Here is a 23,853-nt window from a genome sequence, read left to right on the forward strand (position 1 = left end):
CCTTAACGCGCAGTGCGACGATCCCAGCACAGCGCGGCCACGAGCAGGAGGCCGCCGACCAACCCCAGGTGTTCAAGAAAAGCATTGCGGTTGTGGAACTGCTCCATGCCGCTCATGGTCCAGAACGGGTGGCCGATGACCGTGGCGATCACGGTGAACCCGGCCAGCGCGAGCGCGCCCAGGGCCGACCACAGGCCGCGGCCCAGCAGCATCAGCGCCGCGCCGACCAGCTGCGTGGCGAGCGTCGCGGCGGCAAAGACCGGCGCCGGGCTCAGGCCGAAATGCTGGGCCTCGCCGATCGCTGCGTCGAAATTCAACAGCTTGGATACGCCGCTGTAGACGAAGGCGATCGCCAGCAGGACTTTGGCGGCCCAGAGCGCCTGTGTTGAAAATTGTGGGTTGTGGGTGTCCATGGCGTTGTCCGTGGTGACCATTCTTGTCATTCTTTATCTACAGCCAGCAGGCGCAGCCCAGCGCGCCCCAGAAGCTCTTCTCGTCCGACACCGGCGTGTTGGCCAGCCAGCTTTTCGTGTGCGCATGGCCATGAACGGCGCAAGGCTTGACGCAGCAATCGGCAAACGGCAGCAGGGCCTTGCGTTGCGTGGTTGGGGCGGCGCGGCCCGGCTGGTTGCCACCCAGTGCAGGTTCGCGCCAGTAGCCACCGTAGGCGTTGGTCGGCGCCCAGTCGTTGGCGGCTTTGGGCATCGGTGGCGCGAGCCTGGCGAAGTCGCCGTCGCCATGCACGATGCGGCCGCCAACCACTGTCAGGTGCGAGACCAGGTCCTTGATGTCGGCCTCTGGCACACCGAAGAAGTCGCGCGAGGGCACGATGAAATCGGCCAGCTGGCCGGCCTTGATCTGGCCCTTTTGCCCGTCGGCATTGGCGAACCAGGCGCTGCCGGTGGTCCACAGCCGCAGCGCGGTGTCGCGGTCGAGCAGGTTGTCGGGCCGGTACATCGTGGTGCCGCCGACGGTCTGGCCGGTGATCATCCAGTACAGGCAGATCCAGGGGTTATAGCTGGCGACGCGGGTCGCATCGGTGCCGCCACCGACGGGCAGACCCGCATCAAGCATCTTGCGGATCGGCGGCGCTTGCTCGGCGGCCCGGGCCCCATAACGCTCGATGAAATATTCGCCCTGGTAAGCCATGCGGTGCTGCACGGCGATGCCGCCGCCCAGCGCCTTGACGCGCTCGATGTTGCGCAGGCTGATGGTTTCGGCATGGTCGAAGAACCAGTGCAGGCCGTTGAAGGGAATGTCGCTGTTGACTTTCTCAAACGTATCGAGTGCGCGGCCTATCGATTCGTCGTAGGTCGCGTGCAGCCGGAAGGGCCAGCGCTTTTCGACCAGCAGGCGCACGACGCCTTCGAGCTCGTCCTCCATGCTCGCAGGCAGGTCGGGGCGCGGTTCGCGGAAGTCCTCGAAATCGGCAGCGGAGAACACCAGCATTTCGCCGGCGCCGTTGTGGCGGAACATGTCGCTGCCGGACAGCGGCGGCAACATGTCGGTCCACTGCCTGAAGTCGTCTATCTCCTGCTTGGGCCGCTGCGTGAACAGGTTGTAGCCGATGCGCACGGTGAGCTCATCCGCGTCACGCAGTTTCTCGATCACGCGGTAATCGTCGGGGTAGTTCTGAAAGCCGCCGCCGGCGTCGATCACCGAGGTGATGCCGAGTCGGTTGAGTTCGCGCATGAAGAGCCGGCTCGAGGCCTCCTGCGCGTCGGGGTCGAGCTTGGGGCCTTTGGCCAGCGTGGCGTAAAGAATCATCGCGTTCGGCTTGGCAAGCAGAAGGCCTGTCGGGTTGCCACTGGCGTCGCGCACGATCTCGCCGCCGGGGGGGTTCGGCGTGTCCTTGCCGTAGCCAACGGCGCGCAGCGCCGCGCCGTTCAGCAACGCGCGGTCGTACAGGTGCAGGATGAAGACGGGGGTGTCGGGCGCGACGGCGTTGATTTCTTCCAGTGTCGGCAAGCGCTTTTCGGCAAACTGGTGCTCGGTGAAACCGCCGACCACGCGCACCCACTGCGGCGCCGGCGTGCGCGCCACCTGCGCCTTGAGCATCGCCATCGCGTCGGCCAGCGAAGGCACACCGTCCCAGCGCAGCTCCATGGTGTAGTTCAGGCCGCCGCGGATCAGGTGCGTGTGGCTGTCGTGCAGGCCGGGCAGCGCGGCGGCGCCACCGAGGTCAATCACCTGCGTCTTGCTGTCGGCGTGACGCATGACTTCTTCGCGGTCACCGACGGCGATAAATTTGCCACCGGCGATGGCCACGGCCTGGGCCACCGGGTTCTGCCGATCCAGCGTGGTGAAGCGGCCGTTGATGAAGATGATTTCAGCGGGGGTGATGGAAGCGGTCATGCGCGTCTCCAGGAGTTGGTCAAAGGAGGACCAGCAACAGAAGTGCGTTCGCGCTGGTCAATTTTTTCGGGGAACTACTAGACTACTCTTTGCGGAATAACCAGTCGTGCACCAGCTCGGTGTAGCGCGGCATGATCAGCCAGACGACGATGGCGACGATGACGGCGGCAAGGATGCCGTGCGCGACTCCGTATGCACCCAGCACAGGAAAAGCTTTAAACACGGGTCCAAACGCCCACGGCACCACCATGGTCAGCGGCCAGATCACCGAGGTGGTGATCAGCCACTGCTTCCACGCTGGTGGCTTCACCGCCGGCTCGCCGGCTGCAGGGGACTCGGGCTGGAACCAGTAATCGATGCCGGCGCCGACGCTGACCCGTTCGGCGGCCGCCAGCTGAGGCTGCACGGCCTCGATCAGGCGTGCTCGCTCGGCCGACTGGTACCAGCGTGTCGCGTCGTCATGCGTGGCAAAGCTCACGATGATGGTGTAGTCGACGCCGCCCTCGGTCGGACGCACGACCTGCACCCCCTGGTGGCCCGGAAAGGCCGCGGCAGCCCCCATGGTCTCGACAAGCCAGGCCTCATACGCGGCGTGTGCGCCGGCGCGCACACGGTGACGCACGACGAAACTGACGCTGTCGGCGGACGCGCTGACCCGCTGGTCAGCGGCAGCAAGGGGGGTGCTCGCGACGCTGTTCATGGTGTGCTCTCAGCCAACCTTGCGCGCCGGCATCTTGTGCACATGCGTGATCGCGTAGTCGATACCCGAGCCGTAGGCGCCGGAGTGCTCCACGACGATGCCGGTGGTGGCGGCGTAGGTTTCCTTGCGTGCCCAGTCACGCTGCATTTCCAGCAGGAACTGCTGCCAGGTGATTGGCACGGCGCCCGCCTGAATCATGCGCTGCACCGACATGTTGTGTGCCGCGACCGAGGTGCCGCCGGAGGCATCCTCTACAAAGTAGACCTCATAACCATCCGCCATCGCCTCGAGCGCCGGGAAGTTCAGGCAGACCTCCGTCCAGAGCGCAGCGAGCACCAGCTTTTTGCGGCCGAACTTCTTCAATTCAGCCTTCACGGCCTCGTCATCCCAGGTGTTCATGCTGGTGCGCTCGAAAATCTTGTTATTGGGCAGTACGGCGAGCAGTTCAGGCCAGATGTTGCCCGAGAAAGACTCGGTCTCCACCGAAGTCAGCACCGTCGGTACCTTGAAAGCCTGGGCCGCCTTGGCCAGGCCGATGACATTGTTCTTCAGCAATTGCCGGTCGATGTTGGCTACGCCGAATGTCATTTGCGGCTGGTGGTCGATCAAGACCAGCGCGCAGTTTTGCGGGGTCAGCAGTTCGAGTTTGCCTTGCGTCATGATGCTTCCTTCAGGGGGTGGTTTAAAACGAAATGAGCCTGAATCCTAGACTGCTTCCTATAAGATGACTAGTTAGCAATTTGGAACCAAACTGCATCCAAAGAGGAAACAATGGACCGACTCGACGCCCTGCAGGCACTGGTACTTTCAAAACAGGTCGGCAGCTTTTCGGGGGCCGCGCGCGCATTGGGTGTGACGCGCTCGCACATCAGCAAGCTCATCGCTTCGCTGGAGGCGGAATACGGCGGCGCTCTCTTCGCCCGGTCGACCCGAGCCCTTGCCCTGACCAGCGCCGGTGCCACCCTGCACGACTACGCAGTGGACCTGCTGGCGATTGCCGCCGAGGCCCGCGAAGCCATGTCGGCCTTGCAGGGTACGGCGTCCGGGCCATTGCGGGTCAACGCGCCGATGTCGTTTGGCCAGCTGGTGCTGGCGCCGCTGCTACCGGGTTTTCTGGCGCAGCATCCCCAGATCGAGCTGCGCGTGGAACTGAACGACCGCGTGCTCGATCCGTTCGAGCATGGCTTTGATCTCACGCTGCGCATTGCAGAGCTGACGGACTCTTCACTGGCCGCGCGGCGCATGTGCAGCGTGCCCCGGGCCATCTATGCGGCCCCGAGTTACCTGCAGGCACATGGGGTGCCGGACTCGCCGCAGGCACTGAAGACGCACCGTTGCCTGAACTACGCACACGTCAACACGGGCCATGTATGGCGCCTTGGCAAGGGCCGGGAAACCGCGCATGTCGCGGTTGGCGGACCGCTGTGCTCGAACAACGGCGAACTGCTGGTGGAGGCCGCCGTCGGGGGCGCCGGGCTGATATTGCAGCCCGGCTTCCTGGCGGCCGGGCACATCGCGGCGGGCCGGCTGGTGCCGGTGTTGCCGCAGTGGCAAGAGTCCCCGGAAATCGCGCTGTACGCGCTCTATCCGGCTGCCCGCCGGGTGCCTGTCGCCGTGCGCGCCCTGATCGACTACCTGCTCACGACGCTGCCCCGCGCTGTGGCCTCGGCATGAGGGAGCCCGCCTTATCAAGAGTCGAACAAGCTACCCTGTCCGATATTCGCGTGGAATTCGGTGCTTCAAGCAGGGACAGAGATTCGTAGTTGGGGGGCAGTTTTAGTTCGGGCGGGTATTTTCAATCCGCTGGTCGGGGATACACCACATGATCGCCACGGCAACGTAAGTCGCTGTAGCAATCCACGCATTCACAAACGAGCGTGGGATTACCGCATCGTGCGTTAACTCATTCACTCATTCACTCATTGACTGCGTAGCGAATTTGCCAATCTGGCCTGAAGCTCCGGTGTGAACAGCACTTTGGGCAGCATGCAATGTACCCCTTTGGGAGGTATCGAGCTGTAGACTGTTCCAGTCTGATGGGAATATTGTGTAATTCTAAAACTGGCTGCGACACTGCAGATCCCATAGCAATCTTCCAACGAAATTGCAGTTGCTCTTGACATCCACGCTATTAGCTGCCTTAGACAAGATACCAAAGCTGTTTCAAGACTCTCACCGAATCCCAGTCCTATCCAGTGGGTCGGAGTTTCAACCATAGGACTGTTCAGAACAGATTTTTTATGCAGGACGTACTGCACCTGCAAATCTTCCAGTGCGGTCTCAATTGCGGTCTGGTTTACAACACCATCGCCCTGCGCACCGTTGGAGTCACCCGTCCAGATTCTTGCTTTTGCAACTTGCACCGGAAGAAATAGCGAAGTTCCCGCTACTAATTCAGCAAGATCGAGGTTGCCACCATATGGGCCAGCCAATATCCCGCTCGTCGGTTTGTCCCCGACTGGTTGTGCAGCAAACACGCCCTGAAACGGGGCGAGTGGAATAGTGACTCCAGGTAAAAACTCCGCAGCTGTACGCTCTTTGTTGAATTTCAGATAACGCAAGTAAGGTTTCTGAAAATCCGCAGGCAATGCCCCGACTCCCTTTGGCGAGGAATTCCAGCCCCAATCGATGGGACGCAGCTTTAGCATCCGGCACTCGACAACATCGCCAGGCATTGCGCTTTCAACTTCGATGGGTCCGATAAGTGAGTACGGACCCGCAGGATATTTCTTTCGGATCGGCTCGCGCTCCTCAAACGACATGCCGTACTTGGCCTCATTTCCCCATTGTGTCCAGGTACCGTCATAGTGGACTACGTCACCGCTTCGAATGATGGCTGCGGCGGGCGCGCTGGGGTCCATCTGTCCCACGCGAACCGTGTCTTTGGACGGCACCACGCGATGAGTTCGCCCTGTCGGCAAGACCATTTTCCCCACTGTGTCTAACGCTGCTCCCGGGCTAGCAGATGCAGATGCGCATCCTGGAAGGAAACTGATGAAGGGTGCCAAACCGGCTACAGCAGAAATTTTGAAAAGCGCTCTGCGAACTTGCTGCTGATCGCTGCTGCCGCGTTCATCGGCATCGCCGGATGAACACCCACTGGAAGAATCGGGCATGCATGTCTCCTTTTTATTAACGTGATGAGCAAAATGATTGCTCTCGTTAAATATACGGGCCGACACACCATGTGATCTAACCAAGCTATTCGACGAGTTACCACATCGTCCGATTTTCTAGCTGGTGGCAGCAAGATTTCACGCTGTCTTGCATAGGGAACCTGCGCAGACCAACGTCCATACGCTGGACATACATGCCGATGGACAAAAGCGCCCGGCACAGTCGCGTCCGCTTAGCGGCGCCACACACACCCGGTCGAAAGAATCGGACTCAGTGGTAACTGAGCGGAACTTCCGGTGCACCCGGCTATGCAGGTCGCACCTATCCTTCAGCCCGTGACAAGCGAACTCATCGCCTGCATTTACTTGCCCATTCACAAACATCAAAGGAGACAAGCAAGCATGTTTATCCGTTCAACCATCGTTTCAACCATCGCACTGGCGGCCTGTGCAAACGTGTCCGCACAAAGCAGTGTCCAGATGTACGGTGTGCTCGACGCATTCGTTGGTCAGATCAAAACCACCGCGGCCACAGGTTCCGCCACCAAAACCGCAGTGGTCAACTCTGGCGGCCTGACCACATCGTTCCTGGGCTTTCGCGGATCCGAAGACCTGGGCAGCGGCTACAAGGCAGTTTTTGCGCTAGAGAGCTATGTGCGCGTGGACACTGGCGCGACAGGGCGCAACGACACAGACCCGTTATTCGCGCGCGCATCGTTCGTCGGGATCCAAAGTCCGTACGGCCAGTTCAGCTTCGGACGCATGCCCACGCCCTATTCACTGGCCACCACCAATTTCACGCCGCTCGTGGGCACCACCGGTGTCAGTCCGATTTTCGCCAACGCCTTCAAGAACAACGTGCTCGGCGATACGCGGATGAACAATTCGATCAAGTACCAGTCGCCACGCATAAGCGGCTTCGAAGCTGACCTGCAACACAGCCTGGGCCGGGAAGAGCCGCAGGGCGTCAACCACAAGCGTGAGGTGGCGACGGACGGTGCCGTGCGCTATTTCAACCAGCAGCTTGCCCTGGTGGTGGCGACACGCCAGATCAACCTCAACACCGCCAACGACGGGCACAAGCAGGATGTGTGGATGGTGGGCGGCACCTACGACTTCGGCGTGGCCAAGCTCAGCGCGCAGTACCACAAGGTCCGGGAGACCTATCTGAACACCGCGCTCAATGCCACCCGCAAGGTAGGCGAGCTCGGTGTGAGCGTGCCCGTCGGCCCGGGCGCAATCCTGGCGGAGTACGCCACCACGCGAGCAGACGACCGCGTTGCCACGACGATCGATCGCCGCAAGTCTTTTGCCTTCGGCTACGACTACAACCTGTCGAAGCGCACCGACCTGTATACGATGTACTACTCGGATCAGTTGTACAAGCCGGATTCGAAGCAGACGACCGTTGCATTCGGCATTCGACATCGCTTCTGACCCTGATTGCGCGGGGCAAACGCCCCATCCCGCCCGCCCACGCGGCAAGTACGTACCGAGGAGACACGCATGACAAAAATCATTCCCACCATCCTGCTTCTGGGCCTGCAGCTAGCCGGCGCCATAGCGTACGCCCAAGCCGAACGCGGCGTGATCGCCAACGCAAACCTGTCGCTGGAGCAGGCCACCGCATTGATGCAGTCAGCCTTCACCTTTGCAAGGCAGAAGAATACTGCCGTCACCGTGGTGGTGGTCGATTCCGGCGGCCATGTGATCACCGGAGCCAGGATGGACGGCATGCCTTTCGGCACCTTCGATGTAGCGCGCGGCAAAGCAATTGCCAGCGTTGCGACCGGAGGGGAGTCTGGAAAGACGCTGATGGAGCGCTACAAGGCCAACCCGATCGTCTTCGGGCAGATCAGCTCGCTGAGCTACGGCGGCCCCATGTTTCCTTCGCAAGGCTCGTTGCCCATATTCATCAACGGCCTCCTCGTGGGCGCGGCGGCCGGCAGCGGCGCGTCGAGTCAGTTCGACGAAGACGCGGTGCGTGCTGGCATCGCTGCCATCGGCGCATCGTCAACCCGCCCCTGAACCTTACCAAGCCCTACCACGCCTTACAAGCCATACCAACCATGCAAAGCCAAACCTCTTGCAGCGTGTCTCAAGACACGCTTGAAAACGCAGCCCGCTCACTCGACATTCCGGATACAGGACGACGCCACCTTCTGCGCGGCGCAGCGGCGGCGCTTGTTACCCCTCTCGCCGGCTGCACCGCAGCCGGCCGTGCATCCCTGGTTATCGACGAAGCGCCCACGCCAGGCAGGACACACGTTGTTGAATCGAATTCGAAAACCGTTACCGTCGGCCTGCTCGACCCCAAAGCCGCCCCTGCGGCCCTCATCGATTCTGGCGACATCGTGTCTTATCCAAACACGTGGTTGAATTGGGCCAACGAGCCGCGCTACGGCATGTCGTTCGCCGAGCGCGAGCCGATCCGCCGCCGCTACCCCAACGGTCCCTACTCGAACATCGGCCCCGTTGTGATCCGCGGCGCCGAGCCCGGCGATTTGGTCGAAATCCGCACGGTACGTGCACGCCCCATCGAATGGGCATGGAATTCCTCGCCGGCCAACGTCGGCGCCATTCCCGAGGACTTCAACAAGCCTTACCTGAGATATTTCAAGTTCGACGCGGATCGCAAGAGCGTGGAGTTCGCGCCCGGTATCCGGCTTGAATTGCATCCCGGCCAAGGGCTCTTCGCTACCCAGCCGCCCGGCGACAGCGCGGTCAGCGGCATCCTGAACGGTGCCTACGGCGGCAAACTCGGCCTGCACGAACTGGTCGAAGGCACCGCGCTGTTCCTGCCCGTGTTTCATCCAGGCGGCCGCTTGTGGACCGGCAACTCCCATGCCGTGCAAGGCGATGGCATGGTCAACCAAACCGCGATGGAAACGGCGATGGAAGACCTGCGCATCCAGTATGTGCTTCACAAGAAGGTGACTATCGGCCTGCCGCTGGCCGAAACACGGACACACTGGATAGGGGTGGGATTTGGCAAGACGCTGGACGATGCGCTTGTCAACGCATTGCGCGGCATGCTCGATTGGGTCAGCACCGCACTGTCTATGGACCGCGCCGACGTCTATTCGCTGTTCAGCCTGGCAGGCAGCTTCCGGGCAACAAAGTTCGCGCGCCAGCGCGGCTCGGTTTATACCGAAATGCCGGCGCAGACCATGCACGCCATGCTGCCCAAAAGCATCCTGTCGGCGCCGCTGGCAGAGAAACTCTCCCGCTCATTGCGCAGGCACGCCTGATGTTCATCCCGGACGCCATGAACGCCGTGACACAAAACCCAGTGCCTCCACGCCAACTCCCGATGGCCGATCCGCGCGCGCCCGCGCGCACGCCGCAAATCATCGCCCGTCATCTCGGCAAGGAATTCATCTCCGGCGGCCGCAGCGTCGTTGCATTACAAGACGTCAACATCGTGATCGAGCAGGGCCAATTCTGCTGCATCGTCGGCCCCTCGGGCTGCGGCAAGACTACCCTGCTGCGTGTCGTCGCGGGCCTTGAGACGCATACGTCAGGCGAGCTCAGGCTCGCGCATTTCAACCAGACGAAGCCGCTTCTGTCGATGGTGTTCCAGGAACAGTCGATATTTCCGTGGATGACCGTCGAAGGCAATGTCGAGTATGGCTTGCGTATGCGCAAGGTGCCCAAGGCCGAGCGCCGGGACACAGTACGGCACTACCTCGACAAGGTAAGCCTCACACAGTTTGCCGGTTCATATCCCCACCAGTTGAGCGGGGGCATGAAGCAACGGGTCTCTATTGCCCGCGCGTTCGCCAATGACCCGGAAATCCTGTTGATGGACGAACCGTTCGCGGCACTGGACGAACAAAATAAGGCGATCCTCCAGGAAGAGCTGCTGCGCATCTGGGAAGAGTCGCGCAAAACGGTGCTTTTCATTACTCATTCGATCGACGAGGCGCTTGTACTCAGCGATCGTGCGCTGGTGATGACCGCACGGCCCGGAACGCTGAAGGCAGACATCGCCGTACCTCTGCAACGCCCGCGTGGCGCCTACGAGATTCGATCAAGCCCTGGCTACGCCGAACTGAATGAGCGGCTGTGGAAAGAACTGCGCGAGGAAGTGATGAACACCCGCCCACAAAAAGAAATCGCATGAGCACTTCAAAAATAATGGCCCTCCCGGCGTCAACCCCGCAGATCGAAGTGCGTGCATCGTCACGCCTGGTCGTTCGCAAGGTATCGCCGGCGGCCATCGAGCGCATGGTTGCCATTGTGGCTCCGCTGCTGCTGCTTGGATTATGGGAAGCGCTGACCCGCTCCGATGTTCTGGACCAGCGTTTCTTTCCTGCGCCCTCTTCCATCATCGGCACGTTCTACCACATGACCTTCAACATGCCATGGGACAACTCGCTGACCTACCACGTACTGGTCAGCCTGTCGCGCGCGCTCATTGGCTTTCTTCTTGGGGCGATTCCGGCCATGGTGATCGGCGCGATCATGGGGCTGGTACCCATCGTACGGGCTGCCGTACAACCCATCGTCGGCGCGCTGTTTCCGATTCCAAAGGTAGCGATCCTGCCCTTGCTGATGCTGATCTTCGGTATCGGTGAAGAATCAAAGTGGGCCATCATCGCCATTGGTGTTTTTTTCCAGGTATTGATCGCGACCGCCGCTGGCGTCGCCAACATAGACCGCATCTATCTGGACGTCGGCGCCAATTTCAAGGCCGGGCGCATCGCCACCTACACCACGATCGCGTTTCCCGGTGCGCTGCCCCTGATCGTGGCAGGCCTGCGGCTGGGCTGGGGTTCTTCACTTTTGCTGCTGGTGACCGCCGAGATGGTGTCGAGCCAATCGGGTATCGGCTTTTTGATCTGGCGTGCCTGGCAACTGATGACGGTGGAAGACATGTACGTTGGCCTGGTCGTGATCGCATTCATCGGTATCACGTCGTTCTGGCTGATCGATGCACTCGAATCCCGCCTGCTTCCGTGGAAGCGCCGCTGAGGCGCCTGCAGTCAACAACGTCCTCAGGAGTCAAGACATGAACACCAACATGAACACGAAAGCGTTTTCACGCCGCACGCTGATGGCAGCATCGACGGCCGCGCTCGCGCTTTCACATCTTTCCCTTCGGGCTCAGGCTGTCACGCGCACCCCGCTTTCGCCACCGGTCAAGCTGCGCGTGGGCATCATTGCCGCGATGTTCGATGCCGTCTCGATCATCGCGGCCGAGAAGGGGTACTTTCGCGAGGAAGGCCTGGACGTCGAGATCAAGGCCTTTCCTGGCTCGGGTGAAGCCGCCCAGGCGCTGGCCATCGGTGCACTTGACGCGTTGGCGAGCGGCCCCAATCCCATGATCTTCAACTCGCGCAGCCGCAACATCGATCTCACCATCGTCGCGACGGCCGGCCAGCATTCGCCGGGCCACGGCTCCATCAGCTTCGTCATGCGGCGCGACCATGTCGAGAGCGGTCGTTACAAGACACCTGCAGACTTGAAGGGTATGAAGCTGGCATCGGGCCTGGCCGCGCCCAGCAGCTGGTTCGTCTCGCAACTTGCACTGCAATCCGGCGTGACCGAGAAGGAATTCGACATTGTCCAGTTGGGCCTGCCCAATGTCATCGCCGCGCTGGGCAACAAGTCGATAGACGCCGCATGCATCAACGAGCCGCATGCCACTCTGGTGCTCAAGCGGATCAATGGCGTGCGCATCATGTCCATGGACAAATTCCGCCCGAACTTCCCGAATGGCTATCTGATCTATGGCCCTTCATTGATGAAGACCAACCGCGAGGCCGGGCGTCGCTACATGGTGGCGTACATGCGCGCGCTGCGTGACTATCGCCAGGCCTTCATCGAACCGGGCGCGAAAGGCTCGCCCGAAATTACGGCACAACTGAAAAAATACAACATGGAGATGTTGCCCGAAACACCAATGCTCGACTTCCCCGCGAGCGGCGCCCCATCGTTCGTCGCGGTGGACGAACTGATCCAGTGGCACCTGAAGATGGGGAATATTCGCGCCGTCCCGGACCTGAAGGCACTCACGGACGAAAGCTTCCTGCAATACGCTCGCACACAGGCTTGAGATCGACATGCTTATCGAACAACGCACATACACCCTGGAGCCTGGCAAGATGCGCCAATACCTGGCGACCTACGAGAAGGAAGGGTTGGAAATACAAAAAACCATTCTGGGCCACTGGCTCGGTTGCATGGTGACCGAAATCGGCCCGCTGAACCAAGTGATCCACCTCTGGGGATTCGACAGTTTCGAGGACCGCCTGGCGCGCCGTGCGCGGCTCATGGCCGACCCCACATGGCAGGGCTACCTCGCCAAGGTCGCGGGACTTGCCGTGCACCAGGAAAACCGCATCCTGCTTCCTGCGGCGTTCTGGAACCCACCGGCCGCGGCTCAGGCCTGATCGGGCGAAGCCTGGCTCAGCATCCCGCGCTTGAAGTCGCTCGGCGGAAAACCGATGTGCTGCGCGAAGAAGCGGGCGAAGTGGCTCGGCGCCGAAAACCCCAGTTCATCCGAGACTTGGGTGACCCGTGAATTCGGATCGGACAGCATGCGGGTAGCCAGCGTCATGCGTTCCCAGTCCAGGTATTGCTGCGGCGAAGCGCCCAGGCAATTCTTGAACTGCTCGAAAAAGCGCGAGCGCGACAGGCCTACATGCGCGGCCACGTCTTCCAGGCTCGGGTTGCTGGCCGCATTCTCACGCATGAACCGCGTGGCGCGCATGATGCGCGCATCCATGGGCCGCTCGGCCAACAGGGCCTTCTTCGAAAACTCCTGGTCGCAATAGGCCACAGCCACTGCACGAACGAGATCCCGCAGAATAGGCGTGCGTTCCTCATCCGACATTTCGAGGCCCGACGTCATGCTGATCGCAATGCGCACGACGCATTCGCGCACCTCTGGCGACAGTTGCATCAAAGGGGACGGAAACATCTTTGCGCGCGGCGGTGATTGCACGCCCAGTACCTGCGACATCCACGGCCCGTTCAGCAGCGCCGTCAACACCAGCGTGGCGGCGCCGTGGCTGTTGAGCTTGGCATGCGGCTCCCAGGGATTCACAAAGATGGCGTTATCGTCGCTCAGTTCGAATGTCGCGCCATTGACCTTGAACCCCGTGTCGCCACCGCCAATTTTGAAGATGAAGTTGTATTCCGAATGCGCGTGTTCGACCAGGTCGCGCGCGGTAAGGTTCAACGTGATGCGGCCGAACTCGCCCTGCATAACCGACGACTGGCGTGCGTCTTTCATCTCGATCTCCTGCGCGGGAGAAAAGAATCGGACGATTTGGTAGAACGCCGGCATGGCGCGTTGTGCATTTTGGGCTTTCTCTGACTACAGTACGTAGCTCAACGAACTGAGGCCGACATTCTAGGCATGCGGCCACCCACAGGTCAATGCGGGAATACGTGAGACAACAAGCGAGGAAGATATGGCGAACAGCGTCGTAACGGTGGGCAACGGGCCAATCAAGGTCCTGGCCCTTCATGGCTGGTTTGGTTGCGCGGAAGGATGGGGACCCTTCGTCGAGGTGATCGACAAACGGAAATTCACCTATGCATTCATGGATTGCCGCGGCTACGGCGGATCGATGCACCTGCAGGGCAACTACACGATCGCGGAGATTGCGTCGGACGCCATCGCGGTTGCGGACCAGCTGCAATGGGACCGCTTCTCGCTGCTCGGCCACTCCATGGGCGGCAGTGCAATACAGCACGTGCTCGCAGATGCAACGCCGCGAGTGCGCGCCCTGGTGGCCGTGACGCCGGTGCCGGCCAGTGGCGTGCCCTTCGACGAAGAAACCTGGAGTCTCTTTTGCAGCGCGGCAGCCAACCCGCAGGCGCGACGGGCCATCCTGGACGGCAGCACCGGCAGGCGCCTGTCGGGCCACTGGCTCGACAGCATGGTGCAGCGCTCATGGGAACGCTCGAACCAGGACGCATTCGCGGCCTACCTGAACTCGTGGGCCAGGACCGACTTCTCTGGCCGGATCGCGGGCGCGAAGCAGCCCATCAAGGTCATCGTCGGCGAAAACGATCCCGGCCTGACCGAGGAGGTCATGCAGCAAACCTATCTGCGCTGGTATCCCAACGCCGAGCTTCAGGTCATGGGCAACGCCGGGCATTACCCGATGGATGAGACGCCTGTCGCCCTGGTTACGAGCATCGAAGAATTTCTCTTGCGCACCAATACATAAGTATCCATGCAACAAAACATCCGCTTCCCATCCGACGGCTTGATGCTGTCGGGAATTCTCAGTATGCCGGGCGAGCAGGCCAACGACGTGCCATGTACCGCTCATCCCATCGTGGTGCTGCTACACGGATTTGGCGCCAACAAGGAGGATCACGTCCTGGCGATCACACACGCCCTGCTCGACAAGCTCGGTTATGCAACCCTGCGCTTCGACATGCGTGGCTGCGGCGAAAGCGAAGGCGAGCGGGCCAGGGTGTTGTGCGAGGACCAGGTGCGTGACACGCACAACGCCGTCACATGGCTGCTCTCAAACACCAACGTCGATGCCAGCCGCATTGTGGTGCTCGGCCACAGTTTCGGCGCAGCCATCGCCGTGTACGCGGCGGCCACCGACAAACGGATTGCTGCCTGCGTCTCATCTGCGGGCTGGGGCGATGGTGCGAGCAAATTCCGCGAGCAACATCCCTCGCCCCAGGCATGGGCGAAGTTCACTTCGATGATGGAGGAGGGCCGCGCGCGAAGTCGGGCCGGCGAGTCCATGCGCGTCTCGCGTTTCGACATCGTACCCATCCCGCCGCACATGCGCGCAGGGCTGCCGCCGGGCGCGTTCCTGGATTTTCCGTACGAGGTCGTCGAAAGCATGTTCCGCTTCCGGCCCAACGATGTTGTGGCACAGATCGCTCCCAGACCCTTGCTGCTGTTGCATCCGTCGTTTGACTCGGTCACACCGACCACCCAGTCGATCGAGCTGTTCCGGCACGCCAAGATGCCCGTCGACCTTCACCTGTTTGCAGGCATCGACCATTTCATTTTTGACGATGAGAACGCCATGACATTTAATCTCCTGCGCGACTGGCTTGCGAAGAACGTGGCCGGGCAAAACGAGACCCACCAAGTGCTGACCAGCGAAGGCAGTGGGCAATGACCACCCCCGCTCAGGTGGATCACCGCAGGCTGCATCACTTCGCCGCCACACTTCTCGGGGCAGCCGGGCTGGATCCTGTGCAGGCCACACAGGTCGCGGACGTGCTCATCTGGGCGGACTTGCGCGGCACCGGCTCACACGGCGTGTCCAGGCTGCCCCTCTACTTACATTGGCTCGCGTCTGGCGAGATGCGACGCGACGCAAGTGTCGAAGTGGTGCTGCGGTTGCCCGCCCTTGCCGTGCTCGACGCGGGCCGGGGCCCCGGTGCCGCGGGCATGGCAAAGGCCGTCGAGCAATCCACCGAGCTGGCGCGCGACTGCGGAGCGGGCGTTGCAATCCTTCGCAACACAACGCACACCGGTGCGCTGGGCTACTACACCCACGCCATCGCAACGCAGGGTTTGGTGGGATTGGCCGTCGCGGCGTCCGGCCCGATGATGGGCTACCACGGCGCTGCAAGGCCAGCGGTTTCCACGAGCCCGATCTCCGTGGCTGCCCCGAGGGGAGACGGCCTTGCACCGCTCGTTTTCGACATGGCAACCAGTGTGGTCTCGCTTGGCAAGCTGATGCAGGCACGCAAGGTCGGCCAGCCTATACCGATGGGTTGGGCGCTCGACGCCTACGGCCAACTCACTACCGATGCCGATGCGGCCGTGACGCCGGCGCCCCTTGGCGGCCCGAAAGGTTCCGGGCTCGCGCTGATGGTCGAAGTGCTGGCCAGCGTGCTTTCAGGAAACCCGATTCTCGCGCCCGCGCTCTCGGCGCCCCCGGGTTCGCAGCCTCATTTTCAGAATGCATTCGTGCTCGCACTCGATGTGGCGCGCATCGACGTCGGCGGCCACTTCTTCGGCAACATGGATGAGCTGGTTGCGCAGATCAAGAAGCTGCCAGTGGCCGATGGCGCGTCCGAGGTATTGCTGCCAGGCGAACGCGGCACCAGTGAATCCCGGAGCCGGCAGGCTGGCGGCATTGCGCTGCCATTGGCCGTGCGAGATGAACTGGCACTTGCCGCACGCGGCCTCGGCGTTGAGGTGCCTTGGTAGGCATTCGCGTCTTCTTCATTTTTTCAGGTCACCATCATGCATTCCATAGTCTTGCTCTCCCGTCCGCTAAAGGCCGCATGTGTTTCGCTGGCGATCGCCGTTTGTGCATGCGCCTCGGCCCAGACGTTTCCGATCAAGCCCCTGCGAATCATTGTGCCCTTCCCCGCTGGCGGGGCGCAGGACATTCTCGCTCGCACACTGGCGGATGGCCTGTCTACACGCTTGAAGCAACCGGTCATCGTGGAAAACCGTTCAGGCGCAGCGGGCAACATCGGTGCGGAGGCGCTGGCAAAGGCTTCGCCTGATGGATACACGCTGGGCATCCTCAGTGGCGTGCATAGCGCCAACGCCGCCTTCTACCGCAAGCTGCCGTACAGCTTCGAGCGCGATTTCGTCCCGGTCAGCGCCATTGGCGACTCGGCCGTGCTTCTTGTCGCGTCCAACCAGGCACCGTTCAAAACCGTGGGCGAAATGCTGGCGTACGGCAAAGCCAACCCCGGCAAGATAAATTTCGGCAGCACGACAAGCCTCACCATGGACTTGCTGAAAGTGCAGACCGGCGTGGACGTGACGATGATCACCTACAAGGGTCTGGGCGAGGTGTTGCAAGACCTGATGGGAGGGCGGATAGAACTCGGCGCGGGTCCATCACCGCAACTTATTCCCCTGATCAAGGAAGGAAAAATCAGGGCGCTCGGATTGGCGAGTAGAAAACGCATCACCGAACTGCCCGGCGTTGCCACCGTGGCTGAAACCATCGGGGGTTATGACGCGGGCATGTGGTATGGCCTGTTCGCTCCAGTTGGCACGCCCGCTGCGCTGGTGTCGCGCATTGCGCACGAAACCGGGCAGGTACTTTCCTCCAAATCCACCCGCGAAAAGCTGCTCACGCAAGGAATTGACCCCGACTTTTCGGTGGCATCGCCGCAGGTCATTGGTGACCGCATCCAGACCGAAATTGCACGTTGGCGCAGAGTTGCTGCGGCAACAGGCAACTATGCAAATTAATGCATTACCTCCATCCGATGCCAATTCACAAAAAAAAAGCAGATGCAGGAAGCGAAGCCATGAGCATTTCAGAATTTAAAGTACCTCAAAGGCTGGACGGTAAGGTTGCTGTCGTTACAGGAGGAAGCAGCGGCATTGGCGCAGCCTGTGTTCAGGCGTTGGCCGCTGAGGGGGCCAGCGTCGTGATCGGCTACCACCTGGGTCGAGACCGGGCTGAGGCGCTGCGCGCGCAATTGCCAAAGCAAGGCCCTGAACAGGTGCACAGCGTGCTGCACATTCCCCTTGGTGACAGTACTGCACACGCTGAAGTCGCGAGCGTCCTGCGATCCACAGCAGGCAAGGTGGATATCCTGGTCAACTCCGCAGGGTTCACCCGGCGGATCGCGCATGCGGACCTGGATACCCTCGACGACGTGCTGTTCAACGAGATTCTCATTGCCAATGCCGGAGGGCCGTTTTCCATTATCCGTGCACTGCTGCCACTGTTGCGTGGGTCCGGAAATGGGCTGGTGGTCAACGTGTCATCGATATCGGCCTTCACCGGATCGGGCAGCAACATTGCCTATTGCGCAGCCAAGGCGGCGCTGGACACCATGACGGTCTCAATGGCGCGCGCGTTCGGACCTGCCGTGCGCTTTCTCTGCGTGTCCCCTGCGGCCGTGGATACGGGCTTTGTTGAAGGCAGAAGCCACGGGGAGCTGGAAAAAAAAGCGGCCCAGACGCCACTCGGGCGCATTGTGACGCCCGAAGATGTGGCACTGGCCGTGCTCGCCTGCGCGACACACCTCAAGACAGCAACCGGTACGCGCATCATTGTGGACGGGGGGCATAGGCTGTGATGGACCTGAACCGTACCCATGATCCCGCCTTGCGCAGTTGGGTGGCTTCAGCCAACATCGAAGGCGTTGACTTCCCTGTCCAGAACCTGCCATTTTGCGTATTCCGCAAAGAAGAAGACGAGCCCGCGCGTTGCGGTGTGGGCATTGGCGACAGCATCCTGGACATTGGCCGTTGTGCAGACTTGTTCGAGGGTGCTGCGTCGCAGGCTGCGGTGGCCTGCCAGGCATCCTCGCTCAACGCCTTGATGGCGCTTGGCCTGGGCGCCGCCTCCGCGTTGCGCGCCAGCTTGTCGGAGCTCTTGAGCACGGGCCACACCTTGCACCGCGACTTGCTGGCCAGGGCGCTGCTGCCCATTGCAGCCGTAGACCTGGTTTTACCAGTTCGGATTGGCGGTTTTACGGACTTCTTCGCCTCCGTGCACCACGCAAGCAATGCGGGCCGCTTGTTCCGGCCGGACATGCCACTCTTGCCAAACTACAAGTACGTGCCGATCGCCTACAACGGCCGTGCGAACAGTGTCCGAGCCAGCGGAATTCCTGTACACAGGCCGCGCGGCCAAATCAAAATGCCCGACCAGGCCGTGCCGGTCTTCGCACCAGCGCAGCGCCTGGACTACGAGGTGGAGCTCGGGATGTACATCGGTGAAGCGTCGGACGCGGGAAAGCCGGTCAACGTGAAACGCGCAGCGCGCCACATCTTTGGCTTTTCGCTGCTCAACGACTGGTCAGCCCGTGACATCCAGGCCTGGGAATACCAGCCGCTCGGCCCATTCCTGGCCAAGAGTTTCGCGACCACCGTGTCGCCCTGGGTGATCACGGCCGAGGCCTTGGCGCCGTTTCGAACGCCGACGCTGGTGCGCGCCGCGGATGACCCGCAGCCACTGCCGTACCTGTACGACGCGCAGGACCAGCGCGAAGGCGCGTTGGACATCCAGATCGATGCTCACCTGCGCACCGCGCAAATGGCGGCTCAGGGTTTGCCTGCCAGGCGGCTGTCCCGCTCCAACGCGTCAACGCTGTACTGGACATTCGCCCAAATGGTGGCGCACCACACCAGCAATGGCAGCGCACTGGATACCGGCGACCTGCTGGGCTCCGGAACGATTTCAGGCGCAAGGGACGACACGCTGGGCAGCCTGCTGGAGATCACGTCAGGCGGCGCAAAACCCTTTGCACTGGACACGGGCGAGCAGCGGACCTTTCTTGGCGATGGCGACGAGATCGTGCTCACCGGCTGCTGCGAGCGGCCAGGGTACGCACGCATCGGTTTCGGCGAATGCCGGGCCACATTGCTGGCGTGCACACCCGAACAGCATTGACCGACAAGAACAACGGCCAGAACCCCACAACTTCAAAGGAGATCATCATGCTATGCAAGAAACTTCACCACGCGGCTTTCCGCTGCAGGGATGCAGCCGAGACAACCGCTTTCTATACCGAGGTTCTCGGCCTCAAGTTTGCGCACGCCATGGGTGAGGACCATGTGCCGTCCACTGGCAAATACAGTCCCCACGTGCACATTTTTTTTGAAATGGAAGACGGCAGCAATATTGCCTTTTTTGAATGCCCGCAGGATCCCGGGAACATGAAGGACCTTGCTTCGCCAGACTGGATTCAGCACTTTGCCTTCGAGGTTGAAAACGTGCAGGCCCTCAATGACGCCAAGTCCAGGCTCGAAGCCCGTGGACTGACCGTTGTCGGGCCCACCAACCATGACGACATCATGCTGTCGATCTATTTCTTTGATCCGTCCGGGCACAGGCTCGAATTGACTGTCCGCACTTGCGATCCGGCACGGGCGGCGAGCTTTGAAGTCGAGGCACCGAAAGTGCTGCACATCTGGAGCCAGACGCACGACTGGTCGCAGCGAGATAAGGCGTTTGGTTCGATGGCAGGTTATGCGCGTCAGATGGGGCCGTGACGGTTTGGAGTCAACTTGTCAATCGGGTCACCGCGCTGCCGCCCGCCAAGGCGGCACGGGCTGAAAGCGCGCCTGCAGGAAAGCCAGAAACAGCTTCACGCGCGCTGACACGCCGTGGCGCTGCGGAATCAGGGCGACGATGTCGGCGTCGGGCAGGCGCCAGCCGTCGAGCAGGCGCACCAAGCGGCCCGATGCGAGGTGTTCGGCCACGTCCCATTCTGAACGCATGATGATGCCCTTGCCTGTCAGTGCCCACTGCCGCGTCACATCGCCGTCGTTGCTGCTCATCGCCGGCGCGATGCGCACCGCCGCGTCGGTGCGGCCCTTGCGAAAGCGCCAGAGCGAAACATCCTCTTCGTTTTCCCGCAGCACGAGGCACTGGTGGCCGGTCAAGTCCTCCGGCCGCTGCAGCGGCGCATGGCGGGCCAGGTAGTCGGGCGAGGCGCAGAGGATGCGGGTGTTGGGCGCAATCGGGTAAGCGACCATACTGGAGTTGGCCAGATCGCCGATGTGCACGATCAGATCGAACCGGTCGGCCTCGGCGGCGGGGGGCACATCGCTGAGCGTCAGCGCGACCACCAGCTTCGGGTGTTGCGCATGAAAGTCGGCCAGCGCTCCGGCCAGGTGCTGCCTGCCAAAGCCCAGGGGGCCGCGCACGTGCAAGGTGCCGGCCACTTCGCCGGAACGCGCACGCAGGCTGTCAATCAGCGCATCGAGCTCGGCCAGCAGGGTGAGGGCCTTGGTGTAGAACAGCTCGCCCTCGTCGGTCAGGCTGAAGCGCCGGGTGCTGCGCTGGACCAGCTGAACGCCGAGGCGGTTTTCGAGTTGCCGCAGGCGCTGCGAGACAGCCGACGCCGTAACGTCCATGCGCCGTGCCGCTTCGGCCAGCGCGCCGCTTTCGGTCAGCGTGACAAAAAATCGCAGGTCGGTGGTGTCGCTGGACATTCGTTAAAGCACCCGTTAATGCATCCGTTGAAGCGCCGCTGAACCATTCGTTAAAACATCTTAGGTCAAGTGTTAGAACTGTTCAGTAATTCTACGCAATAGTGCTACTAAACTGAAGTCTCCGCAACCCAGCGCCGAGGCAAGACATGAGCGAGCATTACGACATCCTGATCCGCAACGCCGCCATTGTTGATGGAACCGGCGCTGCCCGTTTCAGTGGCGATGTGGGCATTCGCGGCGACCGCATTGCGCGCATTGGCGACCTGCGCGGCGCCGGCGCCAGCACCGAGATCGACGCCGCCGGCATGGTGCTGGCCCCCGGCTTCATCGACGCCCACACCCACGACGACCGGCTCATGCTCTCGGGCGGCGACATGGCACCCAAGGTCAGCCAGGGCATCACGACGGTGGTCGGCGGCAACTGCGGCGTGTCGCTGGCCCCCATGCCGCGGCCCATTCCCGACCCGGTGACGCCGCCGCTGAACCTGCTGGACGGCACCGGCGCGTGGTTCCGCTTCCCCGATTTCGCCAGCTACCTGGACGCCTTGCGTGCCCAGCCGGCCGCCACCAACTGCGCCATGCTGGTGGGCCACACCACGCTGCGCGTGGCCACCATGGACGACCTGACGCAGCCGGCGAGCGCCGGCGAGATTGACGCGATGCGCGAACTGGTCGAGGAAGCCATGCAGGCCGGCGCGATTGGCGTGTCGACCGGCCTGTTTTACGAGCCGTCGATTGCCGCCCCGACCGAAGAGGTGATTGCCATCTGCGAGCCGCTGCGCGCGCACGGCGGCGTGTACTGCACCCACATGCGCAACGAGGGCGACGACGTCATCAAGTCGCTGACCGAGACCTTTCGCATTGGCCGCGAGGTGGATGTGCCAGTGGTGATCTCGCACCACAAGGTGGTCGGCGTGAAGAACTATGGCCGGTCGACCGAGACGCTGAAGTTCATTGCCGACAACATGGCGCTCCAGCCGATCTGCCTGGACTGCTATCCCTACCCGGCCTCGTCCACCATCTTGTCGGCGCACCGCGCGGTCAATGCCACGCGCGTGACCGTGACCTGGTCGGAGCCCATGCCGGAATGCGCCGGTATGGACCTGGCCGACATCGTGGCGCAGCAGGGCGGCACGCTGGAGGAGGTGGTGGACCGTCTGACCCCGGCCGGCGCGATCTACTACATGATGGACGACCGCGATGTGCAGCGCATCCTGCAGTTCGACCAGACCATGATCGGCTCGGACGGCCTGCCGCATGATGAGGCGCCGCATCCGCGCCTGTGGGGCAGCTTTCCGCGCGTGCTCGGCCATTACGGCCGCACGCTGGGCCTGTTCACACTGGAAACGGCGATCCACAAGATGACGGGCCTGACCGCCAGGAACTTCGGTCTGGCCGGGCGCGGCCTGGTCCAGGAGGGCGCTTTTGCCGACCTCACGCTGCTCAACCCGGACACGGTGGACGAAGGCGCGACCTTCAAGAAACCGATTGCCCCGGCCATCGGGATCGACACCGTGCTGGTGAACGGCCAGATCGTCTGGCGCAACGGCCAGCCCAGCGGCGCCCGGCCGGGCCGGGTGCTCAAACGCGAAACCACATGACGCACACGACCCACAAAGCACACAACACACACAAGACATCTTCCGGACTGCAGACCGCATGAACACCAGCCTTTTTGAAAATCTCGAAACCCCCGCATTGCTGCTGGACACAGCGCGCATGGACCGCAACATCGAACGCATGCGCGGGCGCATGACGCGCCACGGCGTTCATTTCCGTCCGCACGTCAAGACCAACAAGTGCATGGACGTGACGCAGCGCCTGCTTGACGCCGGTGCGCGCGGCATCACGGTCTCCACCTTGCGCGAGGCCGAGTATTTCAGCGAGCGCGGCATCAACGACATCCTGTACGCCGTGTGCCTGTCGCCCAACAAGCTGGCGCATGCACTGCGCCTGCGCCAGCAGGGCATCCGGCTGACGGTGATCGTGGACAGCGTGGAAATGGCGCTGCAACTCAACCCGGAAGGGCTTCAGGGAGACGACCGGCTGGATGTGTTGATCGAGATCGACTGCGACGGACACCGCTCCGGGGTTCAGCCCGACTCGCCCGCGCTGCTGGCCATTGCCGACGCGCTGCAGTCACAGGGACTGGCGGTGGGCGGCGTGATGACCCACGCCGGCGACTCCTACATCTGCCGCAGCACCGAGGCCATCGTGGCCATGGCCGAGCAGGAGCGCGCCGGCGCCGTGCAGGCGGCGAGGCGCCTGCGCGCGGCGGGCCATGCCTGCCCGGTGGTCAGCGTGGGCTCCACGCCAACCGCGCTGTTTGCCGAAAACCTCGACGGCGTGACCGAGGTGCGCGCCGGCGTGTTTGTCTTTTTTGACCTCGTGATGGCCGGCCTCGGCGTCTGCCGTACCGACGAGATTGCCCTGTCCGTGCTGACCACGGTGATCGGCCACCAGAAGGACAAGGGCTGGACGGTGACCGACGCGGGCTGGATGGCCATGTCGCGTGACCGGGGCACCTCCCGGCAAAGCATTGACCAGGGCTACGGCGTGGTCTGCGGCGTCGATGGCGCTCCGCTGGAAGACCTGATCATGGTCGATGCCAACCAGGAGCACGGCATCATCGCCCGTAGGCCGGGCAGCACGGCGGGCCCGGCGCCCTTCCTGCCGATTGGCAGCCAGCTCCGCATCCTGCCCAACCATGCCTGCGCCACGGCGGCACAGTTCCCCTGTTACCGGGCACTGGACGGGGCGCAGCGGCTCGCCGGCACCTGGCAACGCTTTTACGGCTGGTAGGCGACGGCCCG

Annotated in this window: 24 protein-coding genes; 17 read left to right on the plus strand and 7 right to left on the minus strand. The window is 62.2% G+C overall.

Annotated elements, in window-relative coordinates; genetic code table 11:
- Positions 1-2: 2 nt before the first annotated feature.
- The 4 genes from AC1DUB_RS13825 to AC1DUB_RS13840 all read right to left on the minus strand — a co-directional run bounded on the left by AC1DUB_RS13825 (position 3) and on the right by AC1DUB_RS13840 (position 3,715).
- Complete coding sequence (locus AC1DUB_RS13825) at positions 3-413, minus strand: DoxX family protein (RefSeq protein WP_477721172.1); 411 nt, start codon at positions 411-413, stop codon at positions 3-5.
- 37 nt (positions 414-450) lie between these two features.
- Positions 451-2,355 (minus strand): amidohydrolase, encoded by a 1,905-nt coding sequence (locus AC1DUB_RS13830; protein ID WP_477729970.1) that lies wholly within the window; start codon positions 2,353-2,355, stop codon positions 451-453.
- A gap of 82 nt (positions 2,356-2,437) precedes the next feature.
- Positions 2,438-3,055 carry an antibiotic biosynthesis monooxygenase gene (locus AC1DUB_RS13835; RefSeq protein WP_477729971.1) on the minus strand — a complete coding sequence of 206 codons (618 nt, stop codon included), beginning with the start codon at positions 3,053-3,055 and terminating at the stop codon, positions 2,438-2,440.
- A gap of 9 nt (positions 3,056-3,064) precedes the next feature.
- Entirely contained in the window at positions 3,065-3,715 is a 651-nt protein-coding gene (locus tag AC1DUB_RS13840) for a hydrolase (protein ID WP_477716595.1), read from the minus strand.
- 111 nt (positions 3,716-3,826) lie between these two features.
- Between AC1DUB_RS13840 and AC1DUB_RS13845 the strand changes: the two genes are divergently transcribed.
- A complete protein-coding gene (locus AC1DUB_RS13845) occupies positions 3,827-4,729 on the plus strand; it encodes a LysR family transcriptional regulator (RefSeq protein WP_477721171.1) in 903 nt (300 codons plus the stop codon).
- Positions 4,730-4,974: 245 nt separating this feature from the next.
- Here AC1DUB_RS13845 and AC1DUB_RS13850 read toward each other — a convergent pair whose 3' ends face one another.
- On the minus strand, positions 4,975-6,171 hold the full coding sequence (locus AC1DUB_RS13850) for an acetamidase/formamidase family protein (protein WP_477729972.1): 1,197 nt from the start codon (positions 6,169-6,171) through the stop codon (positions 4,975-4,977).
- A gap of 402 nt (positions 6,172-6,573) precedes the next feature.
- Between AC1DUB_RS13850 and AC1DUB_RS13855 the strand changes: the two genes are divergently transcribed.
- From AC1DUB_RS13855 to AC1DUB_RS13885, 7 genes are all read left to right on the plus strand, one after another.
- Complete coding sequence (locus AC1DUB_RS13855) at positions 6,574-7,608, plus strand: porin (protein WP_477729973.1); 1,035 nt, start codon at positions 6,574-6,576, stop codon at positions 7,606-7,608.
- Between the two features lie 69 nt (positions 7,609-7,677).
- On the plus strand, positions 7,678-8,199 hold the full coding sequence (locus AC1DUB_RS13860) for a GlcG/HbpS family heme-binding protein (protein WP_477729974.1): 522 nt from the start codon (positions 7,678-7,680) through the stop codon (positions 8,197-8,199).
- 41 nt (positions 8,200-8,240) lie between these two features.
- Positions 8,241-9,422: an acetamidase/formamidase family protein gene (locus AC1DUB_RS13865; protein WP_477729975.1), complete on the plus strand. Its 1,182-nt coding sequence runs from the start codon at positions 8,241-8,243 to the stop codon at positions 9,420-9,422.
- The gene (locus AC1DUB_RS13870) at positions 9,422-10,297 is read left to right on the plus strand and encodes an ABC transporter ATP-binding protein (RefSeq protein WP_477721166.1); all 876 of its coding nucleotides are present in this window, start codon (positions 9,422-9,424) and stop codon (positions 10,295-10,297) included. Before AC1DUB_RS13865 ends, AC1DUB_RS13870 begins: the two co-directional genes overlap by 1 nt.
- Positions 10,294-11,148 (plus strand): ABC transporter permease, encoded by an 855-nt coding sequence (locus AC1DUB_RS13875; protein ID WP_477716606.1) that lies wholly within the window; start codon positions 10,294-10,296, stop codon positions 11,146-11,148. The genes AC1DUB_RS13870 and AC1DUB_RS13875 overlap by 4 nt, the downstream gene beginning before the upstream one ends.
- A gap of 37 nt (positions 11,149-11,185) precedes the next feature.
- Positions 11,186-12,232 carry an ABC transporter substrate-binding protein gene (locus AC1DUB_RS13880; protein WP_477729976.1) on the plus strand — a complete coding sequence of 349 codons (1,047 nt, stop codon included), beginning with the start codon at positions 11,186-11,188 and terminating at the stop codon, positions 12,230-12,232.
- Positions 12,233-12,239: 7 nt separating this feature from the next.
- A complete protein-coding gene (locus tag AC1DUB_RS13885) occupies positions 12,240-12,569 on the plus strand; it encodes an NIPSNAP family protein (RefSeq protein WP_477721165.1) in 330 nt (109 codons plus the stop codon).
- Here the strand turns inward: AC1DUB_RS13885 and AC1DUB_RS13890 are convergent.
- The gene (locus AC1DUB_RS13890) at positions 12,560-13,414 is read right to left on the minus strand and encodes a helix-turn-helix domain-containing protein (protein WP_477729977.1); all 855 of its coding nucleotides are present in this window, start codon (positions 13,412-13,414) and stop codon (positions 12,560-12,562) included. The genes AC1DUB_RS13885 and AC1DUB_RS13890 overlap by 10 nt on opposite strands.
- Positions 13,415-13,595: 181 nt before the next feature.
- Here AC1DUB_RS13890 and AC1DUB_RS13895 point away from each other — a divergent pair, with 181 nt between their 5' ends.
- Genes AC1DUB_RS13895 through AC1DUB_RS13925 form a run of 7 tightly spaced genes read left to right on the plus strand, consistent with a single transcriptional unit; the run spans position 13,596 to position 20,095 of the window.
- Complete coding sequence (locus AC1DUB_RS13895; RefSeq protein WP_477729978.1) at positions 13,596-14,360, plus strand: alpha/beta fold hydrolase; 765 nt, start codon at positions 13,596-13,598, stop codon at positions 14,358-14,360.
- Positions 14,361-14,366: 6 nt separating this feature from the next.
- Positions 14,367-15,284 (plus strand): alpha/beta hydrolase, encoded by a 918-nt coding sequence (locus tag AC1DUB_RS13900; RefSeq protein ID WP_477729979.1) that lies wholly within the window; start codon positions 14,367-14,369, stop codon positions 15,282-15,284.
- The gene (locus AC1DUB_RS13905) at positions 15,281-16,327 is read left to right on the plus strand and encodes an Ldh family oxidoreductase (protein WP_477716612.1); all 1,047 of its coding nucleotides are present in this window, start codon (positions 15,281-15,283) and stop codon (positions 16,325-16,327) included. Before AC1DUB_RS13900 ends, AC1DUB_RS13905 begins: the two co-directional genes overlap by 4 nt.
- Positions 16,328-16,363: 36 nt before the next feature.
- On the plus strand, positions 16,364-17,335 hold the full coding sequence (locus tag AC1DUB_RS13910; protein WP_477716613.1) for a Bug family tripartite tricarboxylate transporter substrate binding protein: 972 nt from the start codon (positions 16,364-16,366) through the stop codon (positions 17,333-17,335).
- A 59-nt stretch (positions 17,336-17,394) separates the two neighbouring features.
- The gene (locus AC1DUB_RS13915) at positions 17,395-18,174 is read left to right on the plus strand and encodes an SDR family NAD(P)-dependent oxidoreductase (RefSeq protein ID WP_477730060.1); all 780 of its coding nucleotides are present in this window, start codon (positions 17,395-17,397) and stop codon (positions 18,172-18,174) included.
- Entirely contained in the window at positions 18,174-19,493 is a 1,320-nt protein-coding gene (gene fahA / locus AC1DUB_RS13920) for a fumarylacetoacetase (protein ID WP_477729980.1), read from the plus strand. Before AC1DUB_RS13915 ends, fahA begins: the two co-directional genes overlap by 1 nt.
- Before the next feature lie 47 nt (positions 19,494-19,540).
- The gene (locus AC1DUB_RS13925) at positions 19,541-20,095 is read left to right on the plus strand and encodes a VOC family protein (RefSeq protein ID WP_477729981.1); all 555 of its coding nucleotides are present in this window, start codon (positions 19,541-19,543) and stop codon (positions 20,093-20,095) included.
- 27 nt (positions 20,096-20,122) lie between these two features.
- Here AC1DUB_RS13925 and AC1DUB_RS13930 read toward each other — a convergent pair whose 3' ends face one another.
- A complete protein-coding gene (locus tag AC1DUB_RS13930) occupies positions 20,123-21,040 on the minus strand; it encodes a LysR family transcriptional regulator (RefSeq protein WP_477729982.1) in 918 nt (305 codons plus the stop codon).
- Between the two features lie 146 nt (positions 21,041-21,186).
- Between AC1DUB_RS13930 and AC1DUB_RS13935 the strand changes: the two genes are divergently transcribed.
- Together AC1DUB_RS13935 and AC1DUB_RS13940 are read left to right on the plus strand one after the other, a co-directional pair.
- A complete protein-coding gene (locus AC1DUB_RS13935) occupies positions 21,187-22,641 on the plus strand; it encodes an N-acyl-D-amino-acid deacylase family protein (RefSeq protein ID WP_477729983.1) in 1,455 nt (484 codons plus the stop codon).
- A gap of 58 nt (positions 22,642-22,699) precedes the next feature.
- The gene (locus AC1DUB_RS13940) at positions 22,700-23,842 is read left to right on the plus strand and encodes a DSD1 family PLP-dependent enzyme (protein ID WP_477729984.1); all 1,143 of its coding nucleotides are present in this window, start codon (positions 22,700-22,702) and stop codon (positions 23,840-23,842) included.
- The last annotated feature ends 11 nt before the right edge of the window (positions 23,843-23,853 follow it).

The sequence above is a fragment of the Polaromonas sp. P4_F9 genome (genome assembly GCF_056401235.1).

Coding starts and splice junctions, on each gene's coding strand:
- AC1DUB_RS13830 (WP_477729970.1), bottom strand. CDS start 2,355: ATGACCGCTTCCATCACCCCCGCTGAAATCATCTTCATCAACGGCCGC.
- AC1DUB_RS13900 (WP_477729979.1), top strand. CDS start 14,367: ATGCAACAAAACATCCGCTTCCCATCCGACGGCTTGATGCTGTCGGGA.
- AC1DUB_RS13890 (WP_477729977.1), bottom strand. CDS start 13,414: ATGAAAGACGCACGCCAGTCGTCGGTTATGCAGGGCGAGTTCGGCCGC.
- AC1DUB_RS13860 (WP_477729974.1), top strand. CDS start 7,678: ATGACAAAAATCATTCCCACCATCCTGCTTCTGGGCCTGCAGCTAGCC.
- AC1DUB_RS13880 (WP_477729976.1), top strand. CDS start 11,186: ATGAACACCAACATGAACACGAAAGCGTTTTCACGCCGCACGCTGATG.
- AC1DUB_RS13845 (WP_477721171.1), top strand. CDS start 3,827: ATGGACCGACTCGACGCCCTGCAGGCACTGGTACTTTCAAAACAGGTC.
- AC1DUB_RS13850 (WP_477729972.1), bottom strand. CDS start 6,171: ATGCCCGATTCTTCCAGTGGGTGTTCATCCGGCGATGCCGATGAACGC.
- AC1DUB_RS13915 (WP_477730060.1), top strand. CDS start 17,395: ATGAGCATTTCAGAATTTAAAGTACCTCAAAGGCTGGACGGTAAGGTT.
- fahA (WP_477729980.1), top strand. CDS start 18,174: ATGGACCTGAACCGTACCCATGATCCCGCCTTGCGCAGTTGGGTGGCT.
- AC1DUB_RS13935 (WP_477729983.1), top strand. CDS start 21,187: ATGAGCGAGCATTACGACATCCTGATCCGCAACGCCGCCATTGTTGAT.
- AC1DUB_RS13855 (WP_477729973.1), top strand. CDS start 6,574: ATGTTTATCCGTTCAACCATCGTTTCAACCATCGCACTGGCGGCCTGT.
- AC1DUB_RS13925 (WP_477729981.1), top strand. CDS start 19,541: ATGCTATGCAAGAAACTTCACCACGCGGCTTTCCGCTGCAGGGATGCA.
- AC1DUB_RS13905 (WP_477716612.1), top strand. CDS start 15,281: ATGACCACCCCCGCTCAGGTGGATCACCGCAGGCTGCATCACTTCGCC.
- AC1DUB_RS13840 (WP_477716595.1), bottom strand. CDS start 3,715: ATGACGCAAGGCAAACTCGAACTGCTGACCCCGCAAAACTGCGCGCTG.
- AC1DUB_RS13930 (WP_477729982.1), bottom strand. CDS start 21,040: ATGTCCAGCGACACCACCGACCTGCGATTTTTTGTCACGCTGACCGAA.
- AC1DUB_RS13910 (WP_477716613.1), top strand. CDS start 16,364: ATGCATTCCATAGTCTTGCTCTCCCGTCCGCTAAAGGCCGCATGTGTT.
- AC1DUB_RS13895 (WP_477729978.1), top strand. CDS start 13,596: ATGGCGAACAGCGTCGTAACGGTGGGCAACGGGCCAATCAAGGTCCTG.
- AC1DUB_RS13835 (WP_477729971.1), bottom strand. CDS start 3,055: ATGAACAGCGTCGCGAGCACCCCCCTTGCTGCCGCTGACCAGCGGGTC.
- AC1DUB_RS13875 (WP_477716606.1), top strand. CDS start 10,294: ATGAGCACTTCAAAAATAATGGCCCTCCCGGCGTCAACCCCGCAGATC.
- AC1DUB_RS13885 (WP_477721165.1), top strand. CDS start 12,240: ATGCTTATCGAACAACGCACATACACCCTGGAGCCTGGCAAGATGCGC.
- AC1DUB_RS13940 (WP_477729984.1), top strand. CDS start 22,700: ATGAACACCAGCCTTTTTGAAAATCTCGAAACCCCCGCATTGCTGCTG.
- AC1DUB_RS13825 (WP_477721172.1), bottom strand. CDS start 413: ATGGACACCCACAACCCACAATTTTCAACACAGGCGCTCTGGGCCGCC.
- AC1DUB_RS13870 (WP_477721166.1), top strand. CDS start 9,422: ATGTTCATCCCGGACGCCATGAACGCCGTGACACAAAACCCAGTGCCT.
- AC1DUB_RS13865 (WP_477729975.1), top strand. CDS start 8,241: ATGCAAAGCCAAACCTCTTGCAGCGTGTCTCAAGACACGCTTGAAAAC.